At 64.8% G+C, this 17,974-nt stretch carries 19 protein-coding genes; 14 read left to right on the top strand and 5 right to left on the bottom strand.

The window, feature by feature from the left end:
• The 7 genes from HZ321_RS06825 (at position 1) to HZ321_RS06795 (ending at position 6,558) form a co-directional block, all read left to right on the top strand.
• Positions 1 to 1,002: an adenosine deaminase gene (locus HZ321_RS06825; protein WP_181701429.1), complete on the top strand. Its 1,002-nt coding sequence runs from the start codon at positions 1 to 3 to the stop codon at positions 1,000 to 1,002.
• Between the two features lie 61 nt (positions 1,003 to 1,063).
• Positions 1,064 to 2,326 carry a GTP cyclohydrolase II gene (locus HZ321_RS06820; RefSeq protein ID WP_181701428.1) on the top strand — a complete coding sequence of 421 codons (1,263 nt, stop codon included), beginning with the start codon at positions 1,064 to 1,066 and terminating at the stop codon, positions 2,324 to 2,326.
• An 84-nt stretch (positions 2,327 to 2,410) separates the two neighbouring features.
• Complete coding sequence (locus tag HZ321_RS06815) at positions 2,411 to 3,643, top strand: URC4/urg3 family protein (RefSeq protein WP_181701427.1); 1,233 nt, start codon at positions 2,411 to 2,413, stop codon at positions 3,641 to 3,643.
• A gap of 59 nt (positions 3,644 to 3,702) precedes the next feature.
• The gene (upp, locus tag HZ321_RS06810) at positions 3,703 to 4,332 is read left to right on the top strand and encodes a uracil phosphoribosyltransferase (RefSeq protein WP_181701426.1); all 630 of its coding nucleotides are present in this window, start codon (positions 3,703 to 3,705) and stop codon (positions 4,330 to 4,332) included.
• 17 nt (positions 4,333 to 4,349) lie between these two features.
• Positions 4,350 to 5,027: a phosphoribosylanthranilate isomerase gene (locus HZ321_RS06805; protein ID WP_181701425.1), complete on the top strand. Its 678-nt coding sequence runs from the start codon at positions 4,350 to 4,352 to the stop codon at positions 5,025 to 5,027.
• Entirely contained in the window at positions 5,024 to 5,941 is a 918-nt protein-coding gene (locus tag HZ321_RS06800) for a ribokinase (RefSeq protein ID WP_181701424.1), read from the top strand. Before HZ321_RS06805 ends, HZ321_RS06800 begins: the two co-directional genes overlap by 4 nt.
• A 92-nt stretch (positions 5,942 to 6,033) precedes the next feature.
• Positions 6,034 to 6,558 carry a retropepsin-like aspartic protease family protein gene (locus HZ321_RS06795; RefSeq protein WP_181701422.1) on the top strand — a complete coding sequence of 175 codons (525 nt, stop codon included), beginning with the start codon at positions 6,034 to 6,036 and terminating at the stop codon, positions 6,556 to 6,558.
• 3 nt (positions 6,559 to 6,561) lie between these two features.
• Here the strand turns inward: HZ321_RS06795 and HZ321_RS06790 are convergent, their stop codons facing one another.
• The 5 genes from HZ321_RS06790 to HZ321_RS06770 form a co-directional block, all read right to left on the bottom strand.
• A complete protein-coding gene (locus tag HZ321_RS06790) occupies positions 6,562 to 7,182 on the bottom strand; it encodes an HAD family hydrolase (RefSeq protein ID WP_181701420.1) in 621 nt (206 codons plus the stop codon).
• A 62-nt stretch (positions 7,183 to 7,244) separates the two neighbouring features.
• Positions 7,245 to 8,888 carry a hypothetical protein gene (locus HZ321_RS06785; RefSeq protein WP_181701417.1) on the bottom strand — a complete coding sequence of 548 codons (1,644 nt, stop codon included), beginning with the start codon at positions 8,886 to 8,888 and terminating at the stop codon, positions 7,245 to 7,247.
• 140 nt (positions 8,889 to 9,028) lie between these two features.
• Complete coding sequence (locus HZ321_RS06780) at positions 9,029 to 9,589, bottom strand: TadE/TadG family type IV pilus assembly protein (RefSeq protein ID WP_181701414.1); 561 nt, start codon at positions 9,587 to 9,589, stop codon at positions 9,029 to 9,031.
• Between the two features lie 4 nt (positions 9,590 to 9,593).
• Positions 9,594 to 10,208 carry a TadE/TadG family type IV pilus assembly protein gene (locus tag HZ321_RS06775; protein ID WP_244635606.1) on the bottom strand — a complete coding sequence of 205 codons (615 nt, stop codon included), beginning with the start codon at positions 10,206 to 10,208 and terminating at the stop codon, positions 9,594 to 9,596.
• Positions 10,209 to 10,330: 122 nt separating this feature from the next.
• Positions 10,331 to 10,810: a pilus assembly protein N-terminal domain-containing protein gene (locus tag HZ321_RS06770; protein WP_181701411.1), complete on the bottom strand. Its 480-nt coding sequence runs from the start codon at positions 10,808 to 10,810 to the stop codon at positions 10,331 to 10,333.
• Positions 10,811 to 11,228: 418 nt separating this feature from the next.
• Here HZ321_RS06770 and HZ321_RS06765 point away from each other — a divergent pair, with 418 nt between their 5' ends.
• The 7 genes from HZ321_RS06765 to HZ321_RS06735 all read left to right on the top strand — a co-directional run bounded on the left by HZ321_RS06765 (position 11,229) and on the right by HZ321_RS06735 (position 17,966).
• A complete protein-coding gene (locus HZ321_RS06765; protein WP_181701409.1) occupies positions 11,229 to 11,393 on the top strand; it encodes a Flp family type IVb pilin in 165 nt (54 codons plus the stop codon).
• A 201-nt stretch (positions 11,394 to 11,594) separates the two neighbouring features.
• Complete coding sequence (locus tag HZ321_RS06760; RefSeq protein ID WP_181701408.1) at positions 11,595 to 12,119, top strand: A24 family peptidase; 525 nt, start codon at positions 11,595 to 11,597, stop codon at positions 12,117 to 12,119.
• Positions 12,120 to 12,221: 102 nt separating this feature from the next.
• Entirely contained in the window at positions 12,222 to 13,016 is a 795-nt protein-coding gene (cpaB, locus tag HZ321_RS06755) for a Flp pilus assembly protein CpaB (RefSeq protein WP_181701406.1), read from the top strand.
• 38 nt (positions 13,017 to 13,054) lie between these two features.
• Complete coding sequence (locus tag HZ321_RS06750) at positions 13,055 to 14,425, top strand: type II and III secretion system protein family protein (RefSeq protein ID WP_181701405.1); 1,371 nt, start codon at positions 13,055 to 13,057, stop codon at positions 14,423 to 14,425.
• Between the two features lie 26 nt (positions 14,426 to 14,451).
• Positions 14,452 to 15,192: a CpaD family pilus assembly protein gene (locus HZ321_RS06745; protein WP_181701403.1), complete on the top strand. Its 741-nt coding sequence runs from the start codon at positions 14,452 to 14,454 to the stop codon at positions 15,190 to 15,192.
• A 5-nt stretch (positions 15,193 to 15,197) separates the two neighbouring features.
• Positions 15,198 to 16,484, top strand: coding sequence for a CpaE/TadZ family protein (locus tag HZ321_RS06740; RefSeq protein WP_244635604.1), 1,287 nt, complete (start codon positions 15,198 to 15,200; stop codon positions 16,482 to 16,484).
• A 27-nt stretch (positions 16,485 to 16,511) separates the two neighbouring features.
• Positions 16,512 to 17,966: a TadA family conjugal transfer-associated ATPase gene (locus tag HZ321_RS06735; protein ID WP_181701401.1), complete on the top strand. Its 1,455-nt coding sequence runs from the start codon at positions 16,512 to 16,514 to the stop codon at positions 17,964 to 17,966.
• Positions 17,967 to 17,974 lie beyond the last annotated feature (8 nt).

Here is a 17,974-nt window from a genome sequence, read left to right as displayed (position 1 = left end):
ATGCCGCACCCGTCCGTGGCGAAGGCCGAACTGCATTGCCATCTGGAGGGCGCGGCGGATCCGGCGTTGGTCCGGCGGATGGGCCGGAAGTACGGACTGGATCTCAGCGGCCTTTTCGCTGCCGACGGCAGCTATGCGTGGACCGACTTCACCAGCTTCATCAAGGCCTACGACGGGGCGGCGGCGGTCTTCCGCAGCTTCGAGGATTTTTCGGAACTTGCGGAAACCTACCTCGCTGCTTCGGCGGCGGAGGGGGTGATCTACACCGAGGTGTTCGTCTCCCCGGACTTCGCGCGGCGTGCCGGGATTTCCTATGCGGACTATCTCGGAGGCGTTTCGGCCGGGATGGACCGGGCGGAGGCCAATTTCGGGATCGTCGGACGGATCATTCCACTCATCGAGCGGCACCACGGTCCCGAAGCGGCCGTGGCGGCGGCGCAGACCGCCGTTGCCAACCTGCTGCCACGGGTGTGCGGTTTCGGCATGGCGGGTGACGAGCGGCTATTCCATCCGCGCGAATTTGCGCCCGCGTTCAAGATCGCAAACGAAGCCGGGCTGCCGCTGACGTCTCATGCCGGCGAGCTCTGCGGGCCGGAGAGTGTTCAGGATACGATCGACAGCATCCCGGTGAAGCGGATCGGGCATGGGGTGCGCTCCATAGAGGATCCCCATCTGGTCCGGCGGTTGGCCGAGGAAGGGATCGTGCTGGAGTGCTGTCCGGGTTCGAACATCGCGCTCGGGGTGTTTCCCGATTTCGCCAGCCATCCCTTCGTGCGGCTCCGCGATGCCGGCGTGAAGGTGACGCTCAACGCCGACGATCCCCCGTTCTTCCGGACAAGCATGGGGCGGGAGTATGCGATCGCACGCGATGCCTTCGGGCTCGGCGAGGACGACCTGTTGGCGGTGACGGCGACCGCGATCGAGGCGGCGTTCTGCGACGAGGCGACGAAGGCGCTGTTGCGATCCCGGGCCGGTCTGCCGCGGGACTTTGCAAGAGACTGAAACTGCGTCATCTTTTCTGTCCGGCCGGTTGCCTGTCCTGCCGGTGCATCGAGAGAAGACCATGGCGCCATCGGACAACCGGCCCGGCCATATCCGTCTCACCTCCCATCCGGGTGCGGGCCTGCCTACGCGCTTTCCGATCGCATGGGGCGAAAGCGATGCGCGACGCCGCGGACCGGTGATCGGCACGGTGTCCCGCGCCGCCGACCGGAATGCGATCGGGACGCACGGGGGCTCCTATTCCCTCTATCGGGCGCTGGCGGTTTCCTCCGGGGCGCTCAACCCGATCCAGCGGCCGGACCTGACGAACACGGCGCCGGTGGTGCCGATCGGACCCCATCCGCAATGGTCCGAGCCCGGCCGGATCGTTTCCCTGGACCCCTTCGGCCACCTGGTCGCCAACCACTTCTCCGACCTGATCGGGGAGGGCGTGGACATCCGCCCGACCATTGCGATCACCAAGGCCAGGCTGACGCTGCACGAATTGCAGGACGCGATGCGGTCAGGTCGAATGCGGGTGGACGGCAGCATCGTTCGGGACGGCGGCGACATCTCCGTCATCAAGGCGGCAATCGATCCGGTCTGGCACCTGCCGGGGATCGCCGCCCGGTTCGGCGTCTCGGAGGAGCGGCTGCGGCGCACCCTCTTCGAGCAGACCGGCGGCATGTATCCGGAACTGGTGACACGGCCGGATCTTTCGGTGTTCCTGCCGCCCATTGGCGGCATGACGCTCTACATCTTCGGCGATCCGTCCGAGCTTGCGGATCCCAAGGGACAGATCACCTGCCGGGTGCACGACGAATGCAATGGGTCGGACGTGTTCGGTTCGGACATCTGCACCTGCCGGCCCTACCTCCTGCATGGGATCGAGGAATGCGTGGCGGCCGCCCAGTCCGGCGGCGTCGGTCTGGTCGTCTACAACAGGAAGGAGGGGCGTGCGCTCGGCGAGGTGACGAAGTTCCTCGTCTACAACGCCCGCAAGCGTCAGGAAGGTGGGGATACCGCAGCGAAGTATTTCGAGCGGACGGAATGCGTCGCCGGCGTCCAGGACGCCCGCTTCCAGGAATTGATGCCGGACGTTCTCCATTGGCTCGGGATCAAGCGCATCGCCCGGTTCATCTCGATGTCCGACATGAAGCACGACGCAATCGTCCGATCGGGCATCGAAATCGGTGAACGGGTGCCGATCCCGGACAATCTCATCCCGGTGGATGCACGCGTGGAGATGGAGGCCAAGAAGGCGGCCGGCTACTATACGCCGGATCCGGCGCCTGCTCCGGAGGTTCTTCTGGACACCCAGGGGCGGCCGTTGGAAGAGTACTGATCCTGCACGGACTCATGCTCCCTGGTCCGCTGCAACGACCGACCGTCCCGTCTCCATGACTGGTGCCTGTGAATGAGTGAAGACATGCCGGACAGCCAAGCCGCCCGAACCCTGCTGTCGGCTGCGGCGGTGCGGGAACGTTCGAACCGCATCCTCAATGCGGGCCTTGAGGGGCGGCTCGCGCACTTCACGGTTCATCCGGAAGCGATTCCCGAGGCGGCCACCTTTGTTCTCGGCGAGATCCGCCGGAACTACCCGTCGCTGGAAATTCCCTTCCATGCGCGCTGGCGCCACTTCGAGGCGGGCGGGATCGACCGTTGGGGTGTCTACGAGGAAGCCGTCGGGTTCGCCGACGTCGGAGCGGCGGGGCGAGCGGCCTATGATCTTGCGATCATCTCAGTGCTCCTGGACGCGGGCGCCGGGGCTTCCTGGCGCTACCACGAGGGCGTGACGGGAGAGACCTACTCCCGGTCGGAGGGGCTGGCGGTGGCGAGCTTCGCGATGATGACGTCCGGTCTCTTCTCCAGCCGCCCGCTCGAACCGTTCCGTGCGGACGCGGCTGCGCTCGCGGCTCTCGGCCGCGACGAACTCCAGAGCGGGTTCCAGGTGAGCGAGCAGAACCCGATCGTCGGGCTCGACGGTCGCCTGGCGCTCCTGCGCAGACTGGGGGAACGGGTCGCTTCGGCTCCAGACCTCTTCGCCATTGCAGATGATCCGCGGCCGGGCGGGCTGTTTGACCTGCTCCTGTCCCGGGTCGAGGCGGGGGCGATCAGCGCGCCGACCATTCTGGAGACCGTCCTCACCGCCTTGGGCCCGATCTGGCCGGGGCGGATCAGCGTTGGCGGCGTTGACCTGGGGGACACGTGGCGCCACCCGCTGGTGACCGCGCCGGATGCCACCGATGGACTCGTTCCGATCCACAAGCTCTCACAGTGGCTGAGCTACTCGCTGATCGAGCCGCTGCTGTGGGCCGGCATCGAGGTGACCGATATCGACGGGCTGACGGGGCTCGCAGAGTATCGCAACGGTGGTCTCCTGATCGACACTGGCGTGATCGCGCTCAAGGATCCCACCGATGCCGCGCGGCCGCAGCCGGTTGGCAGCCTCCTGGTGGTGGAGTGGCGCGCGCTCACCGTCGCGCTGCTCGACCGGCTGGCGGACGAGATCCGACGACTGCTCGGGCGGGACTCAAGGAGCCTGCCGCTCGCCATGGTTCTGGAGGGCGGCACGTGGTCCGCCGGACGGGCGATCGCAGCCAAGCTCCGACCTGGTGGCGGTCCGCCGATTACGGTGGAGAGCGATGGAACGGTGTTTTGATCCGCGCCGGTCTCGGCTAGGGTCGGTCGGTTTTTCAAGGGCTTTGCGAGAGGGGTCCCATGGAGGGCGTCAAGGTCATCGATCATCCGCTGGTGCAGCACAAGCTGACGATCATGCGCAACAAGGAGACCTCGACCGCCGGGTTCCGGCGCCTGCTCCGCGAGATCGCGACACTTCTTTGCTATGAAGTGACGCGCAATCTCGAACTCACCACGGTGGAGATCGAGACGCCGCTCTGTCCGATGACGGCGCCGACGCTGGTGGGCAAGAAGCTGGTGTTCGCCTCGGTGCTCCGCGCCGGAAACGGCCTCTTGGAGGGCATGCTGGACCTGGTGCCCGCCGCGCGCGTCGCCCATGTCGGCCTCTACCGCGATCCGAAGACGCTGCAAGCGGTGGAGTACTACTTCAAGGCGCCGGACGACCTCGCCGACCGGCTCACCATCATCGTCGATCCGATGCTGGCGACCGCGAACTCGGCCGTTGCCGCCGTCGATCGCCTGAAGGAGCGCGGCGCGAAGGATCTTCGCTTCGTCTGCCTGCTGGCGGTGCCCGAAGGCATCGAGCGGTTCCGCGGGGCGCACCCGGACGTGGAGATCTATACCGCCGCCGTCGATAGCCATCTCAACGAGAAGGGCTACATCATACCGGGGCTCGGCGATGCCGGCGACCGGATGTACGGCACGAAGTAGACACACCGCGGGCCGTCATGCCCTTCCGCACCCGCCTCAAGGTCTGTTGCATCATGTCCGCGGAGGAAGCGCGGCTCGCGGTCGCGCACGGAGCCGACGCTGTAGGGTTGGTCGCGCAGATGCCGTCCGGGCCCGGCGTGATCGCGGACGCACAGATCGAAGCGATCGTCGCCGACGTTCCACCACCGGTCGCCACGTTCCTCCTGACCAGCGAGACCACGGCAGAGGGCATCGCGGATCATGTCCTGAGGACGCGTCCGTCGGCCGTGCAGTTGGTGTCGCACGTCGATCCGGCGGTGCATGGCCAATTGAAGCGACTGTTGCCGTCGGTGCGGATCGTCCAGGTAATTCACGTGGAGGACCATGGGTCGGTGGCGCTGGCACGCGACTATGCGCGGCTGGCGGACGTGCTTCTCCTCGACAGCGGGCGGCCAAAGGCCGCGATCGCCGAACTCGGCGGGACCGGACGCGTGCACGATTGGTCGTTGAGCCGATCGATCGTGGAGAGTGTGGAACGGCCAGTGTTTCTTGCCGGCGGCCTCAATCCGGTCAATGTGGCCGAGGCTGTCGCGCTTGTCCGGCCGTTCGGACTGGACCTTTGTTCCGGCGTCCGCACGAACGGCCGGCTGGACCCGGGCAAGCTCGGCGCGCTCGTCGCAGCCATCCTGGCGGCGGACAGGGGAGGTCTCGAATGATCGTGGTTTTCGGCTCCATCAACGTCGATCTGGTCACTGCGGTCGATCGCCTTCCGGGACCCGGAGAAACCGTCAAAGGACCGGACTACCAGACCTTTCCTGGCGGCAAGGGCGCCAATCAGGCGCTGGCGGCGCGCCGCGCCGGGGCCGAAGTCGCGATGGTGGGGGCCGTCGGCCGTGACGGGTTCGCGGACACGGCCCTGGCGCTTCTCAAGGCCGACGGCGTCGACCTGTCCGGCGTGAGCGTCGTGGATGCGCCGACGGGGATTGCGATGATCGCCGTGGATCGACGGGCCGAGAACCAGATCATCGTGGCGAGCGGTGCCAACAGCCGGGCGGATGCCGCCACGCTCGGGCGGAGGCTCGGAGCGGGCGACATTCTGCTGCTCCAGTTTGAGGTGCCCGAGGGAGAGGTGCTCCGGGCCGCGGAGATCGCGAAGTCCAGAGGCGCCCGGGTCATCCTCAACGCCGCACCGGCCGGGCCTGTCGACCCGTCGCTGATAGCCCTTCTGGACGGCCTGGTCGTCAACGAACACGAGGCAGCGGAAGTGGGTGCGGCGGCCGGGTTGCCGACCGAGCCGACGGCCTTCGCCGCTGCCTTCGCGGACGCGACCGGCGGGTTCTGCGTGGTCACCCTCGGTGCCGAGGGAGCCTACGCGACGGTCGGCAGTGCGGCCTATCGCATTCCGGCCGCCGCCGCGACGGTGGTGGACACGACCGCTGCGGGGGATGCCTTCGTCGGAAGCTTCGCTGCAGCTCTCGGCCGCGGTCTCGAATTGCGGGATGCCGTGATCGAGGGGGTTTCGGCCGGCAGCCTCGCCGTGGAGACAACGGGGGCACAGCCAAGCCTGCCGCGGCGGGCAACGATCGCGGAGAGAGCGGACAAACTTCGCCGCAGTCTTGGCGAAGCATAAACCGTCTTCAGCAGCGTTTCGGGACCATTAAGGCGGGCGCAAGCCTCGGCGGCCGATCGTCGGGGAGGTCCATCCATCCGGTCCCTGCACCCATGTTGAAACTTGCCGCCTCTGTCCTCGTGCTGGCTCTCGTCGCGACCGCTGTGGTGCCGCGCCTCGACGCGATGACGGCGCCGAGCGCTGCGCCCGGCACCGTATCGGCGGTCAACGAAACCACGGCGCCGAAGAAGCGAGCGGGCGCTGCGCTCGGCGATGTGGTGATCGAAGCCGATCGGGACGGCCACTACCGGGTCAACGCCCGCGTCAACGGGGCTTCGGTGCTGTTCCTTGCCGACACCGGCGCGACGGTCGTGGCGCTTCGCCAGAGCGAGGCGAACCGGATGGGGCTCCATCCTGCGCCCGGGGACTTCACGGTGCCAGTGCAGACGGCCAATGGCGTTGTCCAGGGCGCGCCGGTAAGCGTTCCCGAAATTTCGGTAGGCCGAATCCGCGTGGGCTCCGTTCCGGGCCTCGTGCTGCCGGACGCCGTGCTGGCCACCAACCTGCTCGGGATGAGTTTTCTCGGAAAGCTCGACAGCTTCCAGGTGGTCGGCGGCCGGTTGATCCTCAGCGACTGAGGGTCATGCCGAATTGAGCGGCAGGCCGAGATCGCGCAGATCGCGCCGCAGATCGTGCGCGCCCGTGAAGTGGATCGCGTTCATCCCCGCAGCCAGCGCGCCCTCTACGTTCTTGACGGAATCGTCGATGAAGACGGTTCTTCGGGGATCGAGATCGTTGCGGTCCAGAAGCCGCCGGTAGATGGCCGGATCCGGCTTCAGCAGGCCCTCGTGCGCCGAGACGACCGTGTCGCGGAAGATCGTCAGGAACGGGAAGCGGTCCGTTGCCTCCGCGTACTTCTCGGCGGAGAAATTGGTGATGGCGAACAGGGGCACGCCGGCGCCGTGGAGTTCGTCGAGGATGCTTCGAGTGCCGTCCACCTCGCCTGGCACCATCTCGTGCCAGCCGGTGTCGTAGGCGGCGATGAGATCCGCCTTGTCGGGAAACAGGGCGACGCGTTCGGCGACGGCTTCGGTCCAGGTGCGGCCGCGATCCTGCTCGAGGTTCCAGGCGTCGGTGCAGACTTCAGCGAGGAAGCGCTCCATCTCCGCGGCATCCGGGATCAGGCGGCGATAAAGATTGCGGGGATCCCAGCGGATCAGGACGTTCCCGATATCGAATACGACTGTGTCGACGCGTGGCATGTCGGCTCCGGGGCGTGTGGGTGGAGCGGACGTAGCTCTCCAGCGTGACAAGACTTTGACGCTCAGCGGGTCGCGGCCTTGATCGCGGTCTGCATGCGTTCGGCGGCCCCGCGGAGCACGAACTTCACCGTCGTGCCGTCCTCGCCCGCGGTGAACTCGGAAATCTGTCCGCCGACCTTGCGGAGAGCGGTTCGGAAAGCTGCCATGATGAGTTGCCAATCGGCCGCGACGGCATGCTCCGGGCCACCGTCGCCTCCAGCAGCCTGTGCACGGATCGTGAAACCGGCCGTCTCGAAGTTGATGCCGCGGCCCTCGATGACCATGGCTGCCGGCGCGGATCCGGTGCGGGCGTAGGCGAGCAGGAGGCCGAGGCGGATGACTGCGCGCAGTTCCTCCTGCGGTCCGGCGATGATGGGCGATTCATTGCCGATCGACGAGTTGACGACCAGATCGGACTGGCGGGCCATGGCAAGCCACTCCTCGACGAAGGGCAGCACCTCGATGTGCACTTCGGGGTGCTTCTCACCGCCGCCCAGCAGGCTGAGGCAGGCCTCTAGGGACAGTTTCAGCTCCATGTTCCGGCGGTTGGTCGTTCGGGTACCGTACTCGGCGCGTTGCCGTGCATCCTCGGCAGCCACCTTGCCCTCATAAAGCGGGCTGATGTCGGTGAAGAGAACGAGGTAGCTGGGCGATCGCGTGTCGCGACCGATCACGAGGCCGCCGCACATCGCATAGCGCGGCCCCGAACTGGTCATGATCTCAACGAGGCGGCATTCGGAACCGTGCTTCTCCAGGTGCTCGCGGATGACCGCCCGCTCGCCTGACGCCAGATCCCGAACCACCAGAGGCGCGGTGTTCTGGGTCTTGACCACGTCCCGATCGAACAAGGCGGTGGCGACCGAGTTGCAGAAAGTCGGGGTGCCTTCCATGGCGAGCTGCACGACGCCGACGGGGGCTCGTTCCAGAAGATTCTCCGCCACGATGACCTTGCTGCGCCAGGTGCTCGCCAGCATGGTCCGGAAGCGATCAAGGGCAATGCCAAGCGCGCCGATCTCGTCGCGGCCCGTGGGCAGGATCATGGCCGCGTCCGCGCTTGCCGGATCGGAGATCACGCGGTCGACGACGGCGAGGATCTGGCGCATCGGGCGCGCCACGCGCAGCCATACGACGATTGCGATTATCACGGCCGCCAAGGCGCCGGACGCCAGCGCCAGCATGGTGACCCGCTCGCCGGAGATGGTCTCCAGGCGAGTCATCTCGGTGATCTCGATCCGAGCGATCAGGTGAAAGGGCGTCCCGGAAACTTCGGGCGGAATGTAGAACTCCACACGGTACGGGTCGAGTGTGCGGAAGATCCGGCTGGTTCCGTGCTTGATAGCCTCGAACCCGGTGACGGCCTTCTCGCCGAAGCTCTCGACGAGGTGCCCGGTGGCATCGAACATCGCACCGCCCTTGAGGATCTCCATCATCACCAGGCGGTTTGTGACCCGACCGACCTCGGTCGACTTGGTCTGGAAGCGCGGATCGATAGCCGCGCGGACGGTCTGCTCGGTCTCGGTATAGAGGCGTTCGAGGAAAGCGTTCGGATCGTCACGGGTGATAAGGGCCGACACACCCACGACGGCAAACGCGGTCGCGGCAAAGGTCGCCAGGGTCGTCAGAAGGACAACCGAAAGAATCAGGACGGATCGCTTGTCGCGTCTCACCACTGAACTGCCTTGTCATAGCAATCGCAAATGCGATAGCCCCCTGATAACCATGCGCCCGGAACATGAAATGTGCGTTAAGGCGGCCGACCTCAGGTGTGAGAAGCCCAGGTGAGACGGCGAATTCCTCACGAAAAGACTTACGGTGTATAAGTGACCGTGTTTCCAATACGCGGCCGCATCATGAAAACATGAGACAGATCGTATGAAGTCTTGCCGGTGATGCCCTTCATGAAGGACGAGAACGGCGAGGTGAACTGGTAGGTGGTCTGGGCCACGATCACCTGGGTTCCATCGACCGCGATGTTGGCGGGAACAGGAATGGGAGTGGTCGGGGGGGTGGATCCGTCGCTGGTCTTCACCCACGCGATCGTCTGTTTGCCCGATTTGATGTCGACAGCCATCACAACGGTCTTCAGCGTGTTGGCCGTGTAGGGTTCGATGATCGACGTCGCCGCGGCGAAGATGTCGGTGAGCTCGCTTGCGGTTAGCGTTTCCTTCTGCGCGACCAGATCACCGAGCGTGCTCGCCACGCGGTTGACCTTGCGGTCAACGGCGAGTGCTTCGCTGAGTTCGACGCTGCCGGCATAGAGGAGCAGCATGATCGGCAGGATGAGGGCGAATTCCACCGCGGAAACGCCGCGATTTTCCCTGCCAAAGACGTGCGCCCAACGGCCGAGGCGGGCAAGCGTGGCTCTCATCTGATCACCACGGGAAGGGTTCGTTTCGGAAGGCGACCACCGCGCCGAGCAGCTTGCGGCCATCGGCGAGCGTGGAAGTCTTGTTTCCGAAGAAGCCGAAGAAAGTCGGCCACGGGTAGAAGGCCCGGACCACGACGATATCGCTCTTGCCGCCCATGTCGTAGGTCATCAGGCTGGCGTCCAGCTTGTTGTCCTTGTCGATCGGCGAGGTCTGCGTGACCTTGCTGAAGTCGGAGTATTTCCGCACATCGATCATCAGGTTGCCGCTGCAGTTCACCAAGCCGACCATGCCGTTGCAGACAAGGGTCTTAAACTGCGCCCCGGTCATGGCGGCCTGTTGCGCCTGACCAGTCCGGATCTGACGCGATGCCTTGGTCACAGCTGAATCGAGGATCTGCCCCACGAAGAACATGAGGGCGGTTTCGATGATCGCGAACAGAAGCGCGAAGAAGGGGATCGAAACGATCGCAAATTCGACGGCGACAGAGCCCGAGGATGCGCGACCGAACCGCAGGCCCGCTCCGAGCCATCGGCGGGCCGACTTGTTCCTGTTCTTGTCATCCTCAGACATTGTCCGTCGTCCTAGCGACCAAAGTGCCCACGATCGGCGGCCATTCATCCTGGTCAGTCGAACATGCGAGGGTTTATGAAGGGTATAGACGACGGAGGTGAGGGGTTTCGGTCCGCGGAACCCCGTCGAACTGGTTACCTGACCGTAAAGCCCGTCAGCCACCCGTCCGGTTACTGAGCCTGTGTGGCCTGGCCGCTCGCGGCGCCGCTGCGTGCGCCCGCCTGGCTCTGGATGTTGCCGAAGAAGTCGGCGGCGTCACCGGGCACCACGCTCGCTTCGCAGCTCGATGCGCAGGAGTAGCTGAATCGGTTGGTCGCGCGGTAGACGGTGACGCGATTCTCGGTGGGACCTTCGACCACCAGATTGGCGTCGGCGATCGTCTCGCCTTCGGAATCCAGGATGATCATGTTGGTGGTTCCGTAGGTTCGTCCGGTGATCACCAGCGTCTGCGCGTCCTGCATTGTCGCATCGGCGATCGCCGGGTTGCCGATGATGATGGTGGATGCCGGCGCGGCGATCCGCATGATCTTGGCCTGATCCATGACAATGGTCACGGATTCCTTCTCCAGACCTGTCGACTGAGCACCTGCTGAAAAGGGCAGAGCCGTCAGCACACCGACCATGAGAAAAATCTGATAACGGGTCGCCATCTCGGCCTCCGAAGTCGCGTTGGCCGAAACATTGCGCGCGGTTGGTAAACAAAGGGAAAACAGGGTTCGCTGGAGAGCGCCCACCCTTTTGGCGAGCAGCAGACGCGTCCCCGGCCAACTGTTGAGAAAACCTTGCAGCCGGAGCTTCGTGCTGGGGAAAAGAACGATTGAGCGTTGTTTTTGGACCACCTTTCGCGGCGTTTGATGAACAACACGATTAGAAGTCTGGCTAACAAAGTGTAATTTTTCCAGATAGTTCTATTTCTTGATGGATTTTGCTTATTGAATGCAACACTCCGGTAATTTTCCTCATTAACATGTTCGAAATTGCTTCTTATTAGGTTCGACATCGGTTCAGCTGGTCGGGGACAAGACCTACGAACCCCCGTGCTGTCAGAATAGATCCAGGAGATATCTTATGAAGAATCTCGCTTCCCGCTTCCTCAAGGACGAATCCGGCGCCACTGCGATCGAATACGGCCTCATTGCTTCGCTCATCGCCGTTGTGATCATTGGCGCGGCGACGACTCTCGGCTCGAAGATCAGCAATACCTTCAGCCAGGTCTCGAACCAGCTGCGTTGATGCGCTCGTGCCGGACCCGTTCTCCGGCACGATCCGCCTCGAATTCAAGATAGCGGTCCGCACTGCGGGCCGCTTTCTTCGTTTCCTGTCAAGTCCGCGGGCCGGACATGGTGGATTCGGAGGCGGGCGGTAACGCGGGGGCAACCTCTCCATTGTTGAATAGCGTTTCCCGCGCTGTTCGACGCGAGCAAGAGATCTGCCATGACGGACTGGATACTCCTTCCCAGCATCTTCGCCTTTCCGGTCCTGGCCGCCTATTCGGCGGCAAGCGATCTCCTGACGATGCAGATCCCCAATCGCATCTCCCTGATCCTTATTGCCTGCTTCCTGTTGGCGGCCGCTCTCAGCGGGCTGGACCTCACCACGATCGGTCTCCACGTGGCGGTTGCGGTCGGAACGCTCGTCGTCACCTTCATCCTATTCGCCATCGGCCAGATCGGGGGAGGCGACGCCAAGCTCGCCGCAGCGATCGCCCTATGGATGGGTCCGGAGCACGTCTTCCCCTTCCTTGTCTACACATCCGTTTTCGGTGGACTGCTGACCCTCGGCTTTCTGGGGTTCCGGAGTATGGCGCTTCCCATGTTCGCCTTGCGCGAGCCGTGGATCGCGAGGCTGCACGAGAAAGGGATGGGCATCCCCTATGGGATCGCGTTGTGCATCGGCGGACTGCTGATCTTCCCGGACACCATCTGGTTCAAGGCGCTGGTTGCAATGCCGCTGATTTAGCCTATGCAACCCTGAAAAAAACGAAACCTGTCGTTAACCATAAATTCAGGGCTTTGCCGTGTACTGACGTCGAACCTTTGTTTCGACTAACAGGACACGTTCATGCGCCCGATCCAACTGCTCATCCTGCTGGTCGCGCTTGGCGCGGCAGGTGCCGCCGGGCTGCTCGCCATGAACCTGGCGACACCGGAACAGACAGCAGCGCCGGTCCAGATGGAAGCCGCACCGGCCATGGAGACCGAGGACGTTCTTGTCGCCTCGGCCGACATCGGCATGGGCACCCAGGTGAAGGGTGACGTGCTCGCCTGGCGGACCTGGCCGAAGGAGGGGCTCTCCGAGGGCTACATCACCCGGACCATGAGGCCGGATGCGATGACCGAACTGGAGGGCACGCTGGCGCGCAGCCCGTTCCTGTCCGGCGAACCGATCAAGGAAGCCAAGCTCGTCCGGACCGACCGCGGATTCCTTTCGGCCATCCTTCCGAAGGGCAAGCGCGCCGTCGCCGTGCGGGTGAACGCCGCCTCGACGGCCGGCGGCTTCATCCTGCCGAACGATCGGGTCGATATCATCCTCATCCGCCAGGCGGTTTCCGGCGGAAATCCGATCAGCGAAACGATCCTCTCCAATATTCGCGTGCTTGCCATCGACCAGACGGTCGACGAGGTGCAGGGCGAGCAGCGATCGGTCGTCGCTCAGGATACCGCCACGTTGGAGCTGACGCCGGAGCAGGCGGAACTCATCATTCAGGCTCAGCAGATGGGTACGATCTCTCTCATCCTGCGGTCCATTGAGGATCTCAATGTGACAGCAGCCGAGAAACAGCAAGAAAAGCCTTCAGGCGTGCGCACCGTAAAGTTCGGAGTTCAGTCGCGCATCATGGCGAATGAAGTCAATTGAGCACCCATGTGCGACTGGATACATTCCGAGGACCAGAAATGAAGCGCTCTTTTTCGACAGCCCTGGCCATCGTTGCGGGACTTCTGCTGGCCGGCACCGCGGCGCCATCTTCGGCCGCAGATGCTGACATCATGACGATCAACTCGGTCAGCGAGATCCGCGGCGAAGTTCTGCATCTGCCGCTCAACAAGTCGATCGTGATCGATCTGCCCGAAGAGGTTCGGGACGTTCTGGTCTCCAACCCCGCGATCGCGGATGCCGTGCTGCGGTCGAACAAGAAGATCTACCTGATCGGCGCCTCGGTGGGCGAGACGAACGTATTCCTGTTCGGCGCCGAAAACCGTGAGATCGCCCGTTTCGAAGTGGTGGTCAGCCGTGACACGATCGGGGTGGATGCCCTGATCCGCGAAGTGGTTCCTGGCTCGGCGATCAAGGTCCAGACCATCGGCGACTCCATGGTGCTCTCTGGTACCGTTCCGACGCCGGAGGGCGCAACGAAAGCGGCGGAAGTCGCTGCAAAGTTCATCGGCGACCCCTCCAAGGTGGTCAACATGATGACCGTTGCCGGATCCGACCAGGTGAACCTGCGTGTGGTGATCGCGGAAGTGCAGCGCACAGCGGCCAAGCAGATCGGCGTGGATTTCAACATCTCCGCGTCGGTCGGCGGCGTCAGCTTCAACCCGATCACCAACAACCTGTTTGGCGTCGCCGGGTCGGCGGTGAACAACACCCGCACACTGCTCTCCGGTGGCGACTTCTCCGCCACGATCCGCGCCCTCGAGCGCGACGGCATCCTGCGTTCGCTGGCCGAGCCGAACCTCACCGCGGTGTCCGGTGACGATGCGAACTTCCTTGTCGGCGGCGAGGTTCCGGCGGTGTCCGCGGTCGAGAACGGCGTGGCGACCTACACCTACAAGCCCTATGGCGTCGGGCTCGGCTTCACGCCCGTGGTCCTGTCACCCGGCCGCATCAGCCTGCGCATCAAGACCGAGATCAGCGAACTCGATCCCACCACCTCCCAGTCGGTGTTCGTCGGCTTCAAGACCCGGCGCGCCGAGACCACGGTGGAGCTGCCGTCCGGCGGATCGATCGCCATCGGCGGACTGATCAAGGACGACGTGCGGCAGAGCTTCGACGGCGTGCCCGGGCTGATGAACGTTCCCATCCTCGGCACCCTGTTCAAGAGCCGCGACTTCCAGCGGTCGCAGACGGAACTCGTGATCTTCGTGACCCCGTACATCGTGGATCCGGTCGCGACTTCGGCGCTGACCCGTCCCGACAAGAACTTCGAGGCCCCGAACGACGCGCAGGGCATCTTCCTCGGCCAGGTGAACCGGGTCTACCGGACCAGTCCGAGCGCGCCCGGCGCGACGCCCTACTACGGCCGCTACGGCTTCGTCTACGAATGAACCCTCCGTCGCAGGAAAACAGAGCGATGAACAACCGGCTTAACCCTGCCCGGCGCCACCTGCCCTTCGGATCCGCACGCGCTTTGGGACGTCTGCTCGTTCCTGCGGCCCTCGGAATGGCGGCGTTGATGTCCGCGTGCACCAGCCCGGAAACGCTGGAGACAGGCTCGATCCGCTCCGACGGGTACCGGACGCGCTATCCTATCGCGTTGGCGGAGGCACCGGAGACGCTCGACATTCCGGTCGGCTACTCCACCAGCGGCCTCGATCCCATCTCGCGCGACAGCGTACGATCCTTTGCCGCCAATGCAGCGCGCAAGGGGACCGGCAGCCTGGTCATTCTCGCGCCGGCCGGATCGGCGAACCAGAAGGCCGCCGCCTACATCGCCCGCGAGGCGCGAAATGCTGCCGTTGCCGGCGGCCTTCCGTCGACGCTCATCGAAATGCGCACCTACCCGGTGGCCGACGGCAAGGCGGCCGCCCCGATCCGTCTCAGCTACAATCGGCTGAAGGCTGTGAGCCCGCCGTGCGGGGAGTGGACCGGGAACGCGCTGATCGGGCACAGCAACGACGACCCGGTGGAGTTCGGCTGCTCCACCCAGGCAAACCTTGCAGCCATGGTCTCCAATCCCAACGACCTGATCACGCCGCGCGTGATGACGGCGGCGTCGGCTACGCGGCGGGCCGGCTCGATCGGCAAGTACGAGGCCGGCACGGATCCGACCGGCGCCTGGAAAGACACGAACATCACGGCCGGTGGGAGCTGATCCAGATGAGCAGTTTCACGATGAACTTGCCCGCCGAGCCCACCACGTCGGAACGGATCGCCGAGACAGCGGATCTGCGGCCGATACCCCGCATCGCCATCCAGGCCTTCTGCGAGACGCCGGAGGTGGCCTCCGTGCTGGAGCGGGCGGCCGCGGACCGCCGGATGGCGAAGACGCACGTCAAGATCCACATGGGCGGGATCGAGGCCGCGACCGACTTCTACGGCAGCGCGCCGACCCCCAACCTCCTGTTCGTGGAATCGACCAAGGGCCGCGATGCGGTCCTCGACGCGGTCGACCGGCTTGCCGGCGTCTGCGACCCCGGAACCAAGGTAATCCTGATCGGCACGACCAACGACGTGCTGCTCTACCGCGAGCTGCTGCGCCGCGGGGTGAGCGACTACATGGTCGTCCCGTTCGATCTGTTCGACGTCATCCGGGAGATCGGTGAGATCTATCTCGATCCGAGTTCCGGCCCCATCGGGAAGACCATCGCCTTTCTCGGGGCGAAGGGTGGCGCGGGCTCGTCCACAATCGCCCACAATGTGGCATTCGCGCTGTCGCGGCAGTTCGAGGCCGAGGTGGTGATCGGGGATATGGACCTGGCCTGGGGCACGGCCGGGCTGGACTTCAACCAGGACCCCCCGCAAGGCATCGCCGATGCGGTGTTCTCGCCGGATCGCGTCGACGACATGTTCCTCGACCGGATCCTCGCCAAGTGCGCGGACAACCTCAGCCTTCTCGCGGCGCCGGCCACGCTCGATCGGACCTACGACTTCAGCGAGGAGTCCTTCACCGGCATCGTCGACGTGATGCGCGCCGGTGTGCCCGCGATCGTGCTCGACGTTCCCCATGTCTGGACGGCCTGGGTCCGGCGGGTGCTGACGCTCGCCGACGAGGTGGTGATCACGTCCGTTCCAGACCTCGCGTCGCTGCGGAACGCCAAGAACATCGTCGACCAGCTGAAGCTGATGCGCCCCAACGACCAGCCGCCCCGGCTGATCATCAATCAGGTGGGCGTGCCGAAGCGTCCGGAGATCAAGGCGGACGACTTCAAGAAGGCGCTCGGCATGGATCCCGTGGCGATCATCCCGTTCGAGCCGCACCTGTTCGGATCGGCGGCCAACAACGGCCAGATGATCGCCGAAGTGAACGGCAAGAGCCCGGTGGCGGAGATCTTCGAGGAGATCGCCCGCCTGGTGGTCGGCCGAACCGTAGCGCGCAAGGTCCGCAAGTCGGCGATCGCGCCCTTGCTTTCCCGTTTCTCGATCGGCCGGCGCAAGGCCGGTTGAACGCTCTGATTTGGAGGTCGCAGGTAGATGTTCGGAAAACGCGGCAACTTCGGTTCGGGCGAGGCGAAGCAGACCCCGGCTGCGGTGGCGGCGGCTCCCAAGCCGGTCGCTCAGCCGGCACCCCAGGCTTCGGCCCCGCCCGCGCAGCCCCGCCAGGACACGACGCCGGCCGGCGAGCGTCGCAAGTCCGACAACTACTACGATGTGAAGTCCTCGATCTTCTCCGCGCTGATCGAGACGATCGACTTGTCGCAGCTGGCCAAGCTGGACGCGGAATCCGCGCGTGAGGAAATCCGCGATATCGTCAACGACATCATCGCCCTCAAGGCGGTGGTCATGTCGATCTCCGAGCAGGAGGAACTGCTCGACGACATCTGCAACGACGTGCTCGGTTATGGTCCGCTCGAGCCGCTGCTGGCGCGCGACGATATCGCGGACATCATGGTCAACGGCGCGGACACCACCTTCATCGAAGTCGCGGGCAAGATGCAGAAGACCGGCATCCGGTTCCGCGACAACATGCAACTGATGAACATCTGCCAGCGGATCGTCAGCCAGGTCGGCCGCCGCGTGGACGAAGCCTCGCCGATCTGCGACGCGCGTCTTCCCGACGGATCGCGCGTCAACGTGATCGCGCCGCCACTGGCGATCGACGGGCCGACGCTCACAATCCGCAAATTCAAGAAGGACAAGCTGACGCTGCCGCAGCTGGTGACCTTCGGGTCGATCAGTCCGGAAGGCGCGACGATCCTGGAGATCATCGGGCGGGTCCGCTGCAACGTCATCGTCTCCGGCGGTACCGGCTCGGGCAAGACGACGCTGCTCAACTGCCTGACGCGCTACATCGACACGACCGAACGCATCATCACCTGCGAGGACGCGGCGGAGCTCCAGTTGCAGCAGCCGCACGTGGTTCGCCTGGAAACGCGGCCGCCCAACCTGGAGGGCGAGGGCCAGGTGACGATGCGAGACCTGGTCAAGAACTGCCTGCGCATGCGTCCAGAACGCATCATCGTCGGCGAGGTGCGCGGACCGGAAGCCTTCGACCTCTTGCAGGCGATGAACACCGGTCACGACGGCTCGATGGGCACCCTGCACGCCAACTCGCCGCGCGAGGCACTTTCTCGCGTGGAGTCGATGATTACGATGGGCGGATACTCGCTGCCGTCCCGCACGATCCGCGAGATGCTGGTCGCTTCGGTCGACGTCATCGTGCAGGCCGCCCGCCTGCGCGACGGCTCGCGCCGCATCACCCACATCACCGAGGTGGTGGGGATGGAAGGCGACGTGATCGTGACGCAGGATCTCTTCCTCTACGAGATGCTGGGCGAGGACGAGCACGGCAAGATCATCGGCCGGCACCGGTCGACCGGTATCGGCCGGCCGCGGTTCTGGGATCGGGCGCGGTACTACAATGAAGAGAAGCGGCTGGCAGCCGCCCTCGACGCGGCGGAAGTGGACGAGCGCAATCCGTTCGCCTGATCGGGGGG

The organism is Chthonobacter albigriseus, from assembly GCF_013839445.1.
Classification (GTDB): Bacteria; Pseudomonadota; Alphaproteobacteria; order Rhizobiales; family Pleomorphomonadaceae; genus Chthonobacter; species Chthonobacter albigriseus.
This window is presented reverse-complemented; position numbering and strand designations above follow the sequence as displayed.

Bases quoted from the DNA above. Each gene is read 5' to 3' on its own strand.
- HZ321_RS06825 (WP_181701429.1), top strand. From the start codon at position 1: ATGCCGCACCCGTCCGTGGCGAAGGCCGAACTGCATTGCCATCTGGAG.
- HZ321_RS06820 (WP_181701428.1), top strand. From the start codon at position 1,064: ATGGCGCCATCGGACAACCGGCCCGGCCATATCCGTCTCACCTCCCAT.
- HZ321_RS06815 (WP_181701427.1), top strand. From the start codon at position 2,411: ATGCCGGACAGCCAAGCCGCCCGAACCCTGCTGTCGGCTGCGGCGGTG.
- upp (WP_181701426.1), top strand. From the start codon at position 3,703: ATGGAGGGCGTCAAGGTCATCGATCATCCGCTGGTGCAGCACAAGCTG.
- HZ321_RS06805 (WP_181701425.1), top strand. From the start codon at position 4,350: ATGCCCTTCCGCACCCGCCTCAAGGTCTGTTGCATCATGTCCGCGGAG.
- HZ321_RS06800 (WP_181701424.1), top strand. From the start codon at position 5,024: ATGATCGTGGTTTTCGGCTCCATCAACGTCGATCTGGTCACTGCGGTC.
- HZ321_RS06795 (WP_181701422.1), top strand. From the start codon at position 6,034: ATGTTGAAACTTGCCGCCTCTGTCCTCGTGCTGGCTCTCGTCGCGACC.
- HZ321_RS06790 (WP_181701420.1), bottom strand. From the start codon at position 7,182: ATGCCACGCGTCGACACAGTCGTATTCGATATCGGGAACGTCCTGATC.
- HZ321_RS06780 (WP_181701414.1), bottom strand. From the start codon at position 9,589: ATGAGAGCCACGCTTGCCCGCCTCGGCCGTTGGGCGCACGTCTTTGGC.
- HZ321_RS06775 (WP_244635606.1), bottom strand. From the start codon at position 10,208: ATGAATGGCCGCCGATCGTGGGCACTTTGGTCGCTAGGACGACGGACA.
- HZ321_RS06770 (WP_181701411.1), bottom strand. From the start codon at position 10,810: ATGGCGACCCGTTATCAGATTTTTCTCATGGTCGGTGTGCTGACGGCT.
- HZ321_RS06765 (WP_181701409.1), top strand. From the start codon at position 11,229: ATGAAGAATCTCGCTTCCCGCTTCCTCAAGGACGAATCCGGCGCCACT.
- HZ321_RS06760 (WP_181701408.1), top strand. From the start codon at position 11,595: ATGACGGACTGGATACTCCTTCCCAGCATCTTCGCCTTTCCGGTCCTG.
- cpaB (WP_181701406.1), top strand. From the start codon at position 12,222: ATGCGCCCGATCCAACTGCTCATCCTGCTGGTCGCGCTTGGCGCGGCA.
- HZ321_RS06750 (WP_181701405.1), top strand. From the start codon at position 13,055: ATGAAGCGCTCTTTTTCGACAGCCCTGGCCATCGTTGCGGGACTTCTG.
- HZ321_RS06745 (WP_181701403.1), top strand. From the start codon at position 14,452: ATGAACAACCGGCTTAACCCTGCCCGGCGCCACCTGCCCTTCGGATCC.
- HZ321_RS06740 (WP_244635604.1), top strand. From the start codon at position 15,198: ATGAGCAGTTTCACGATGAACTTGCCCGCCGAGCCCACCACGTCGGAA.
- HZ321_RS06735 (WP_181701401.1), top strand. From the start codon at position 16,512: ATGTTCGGAAAACGCGGCAACTTCGGTTCGGGCGAGGCGAAGCAGACC.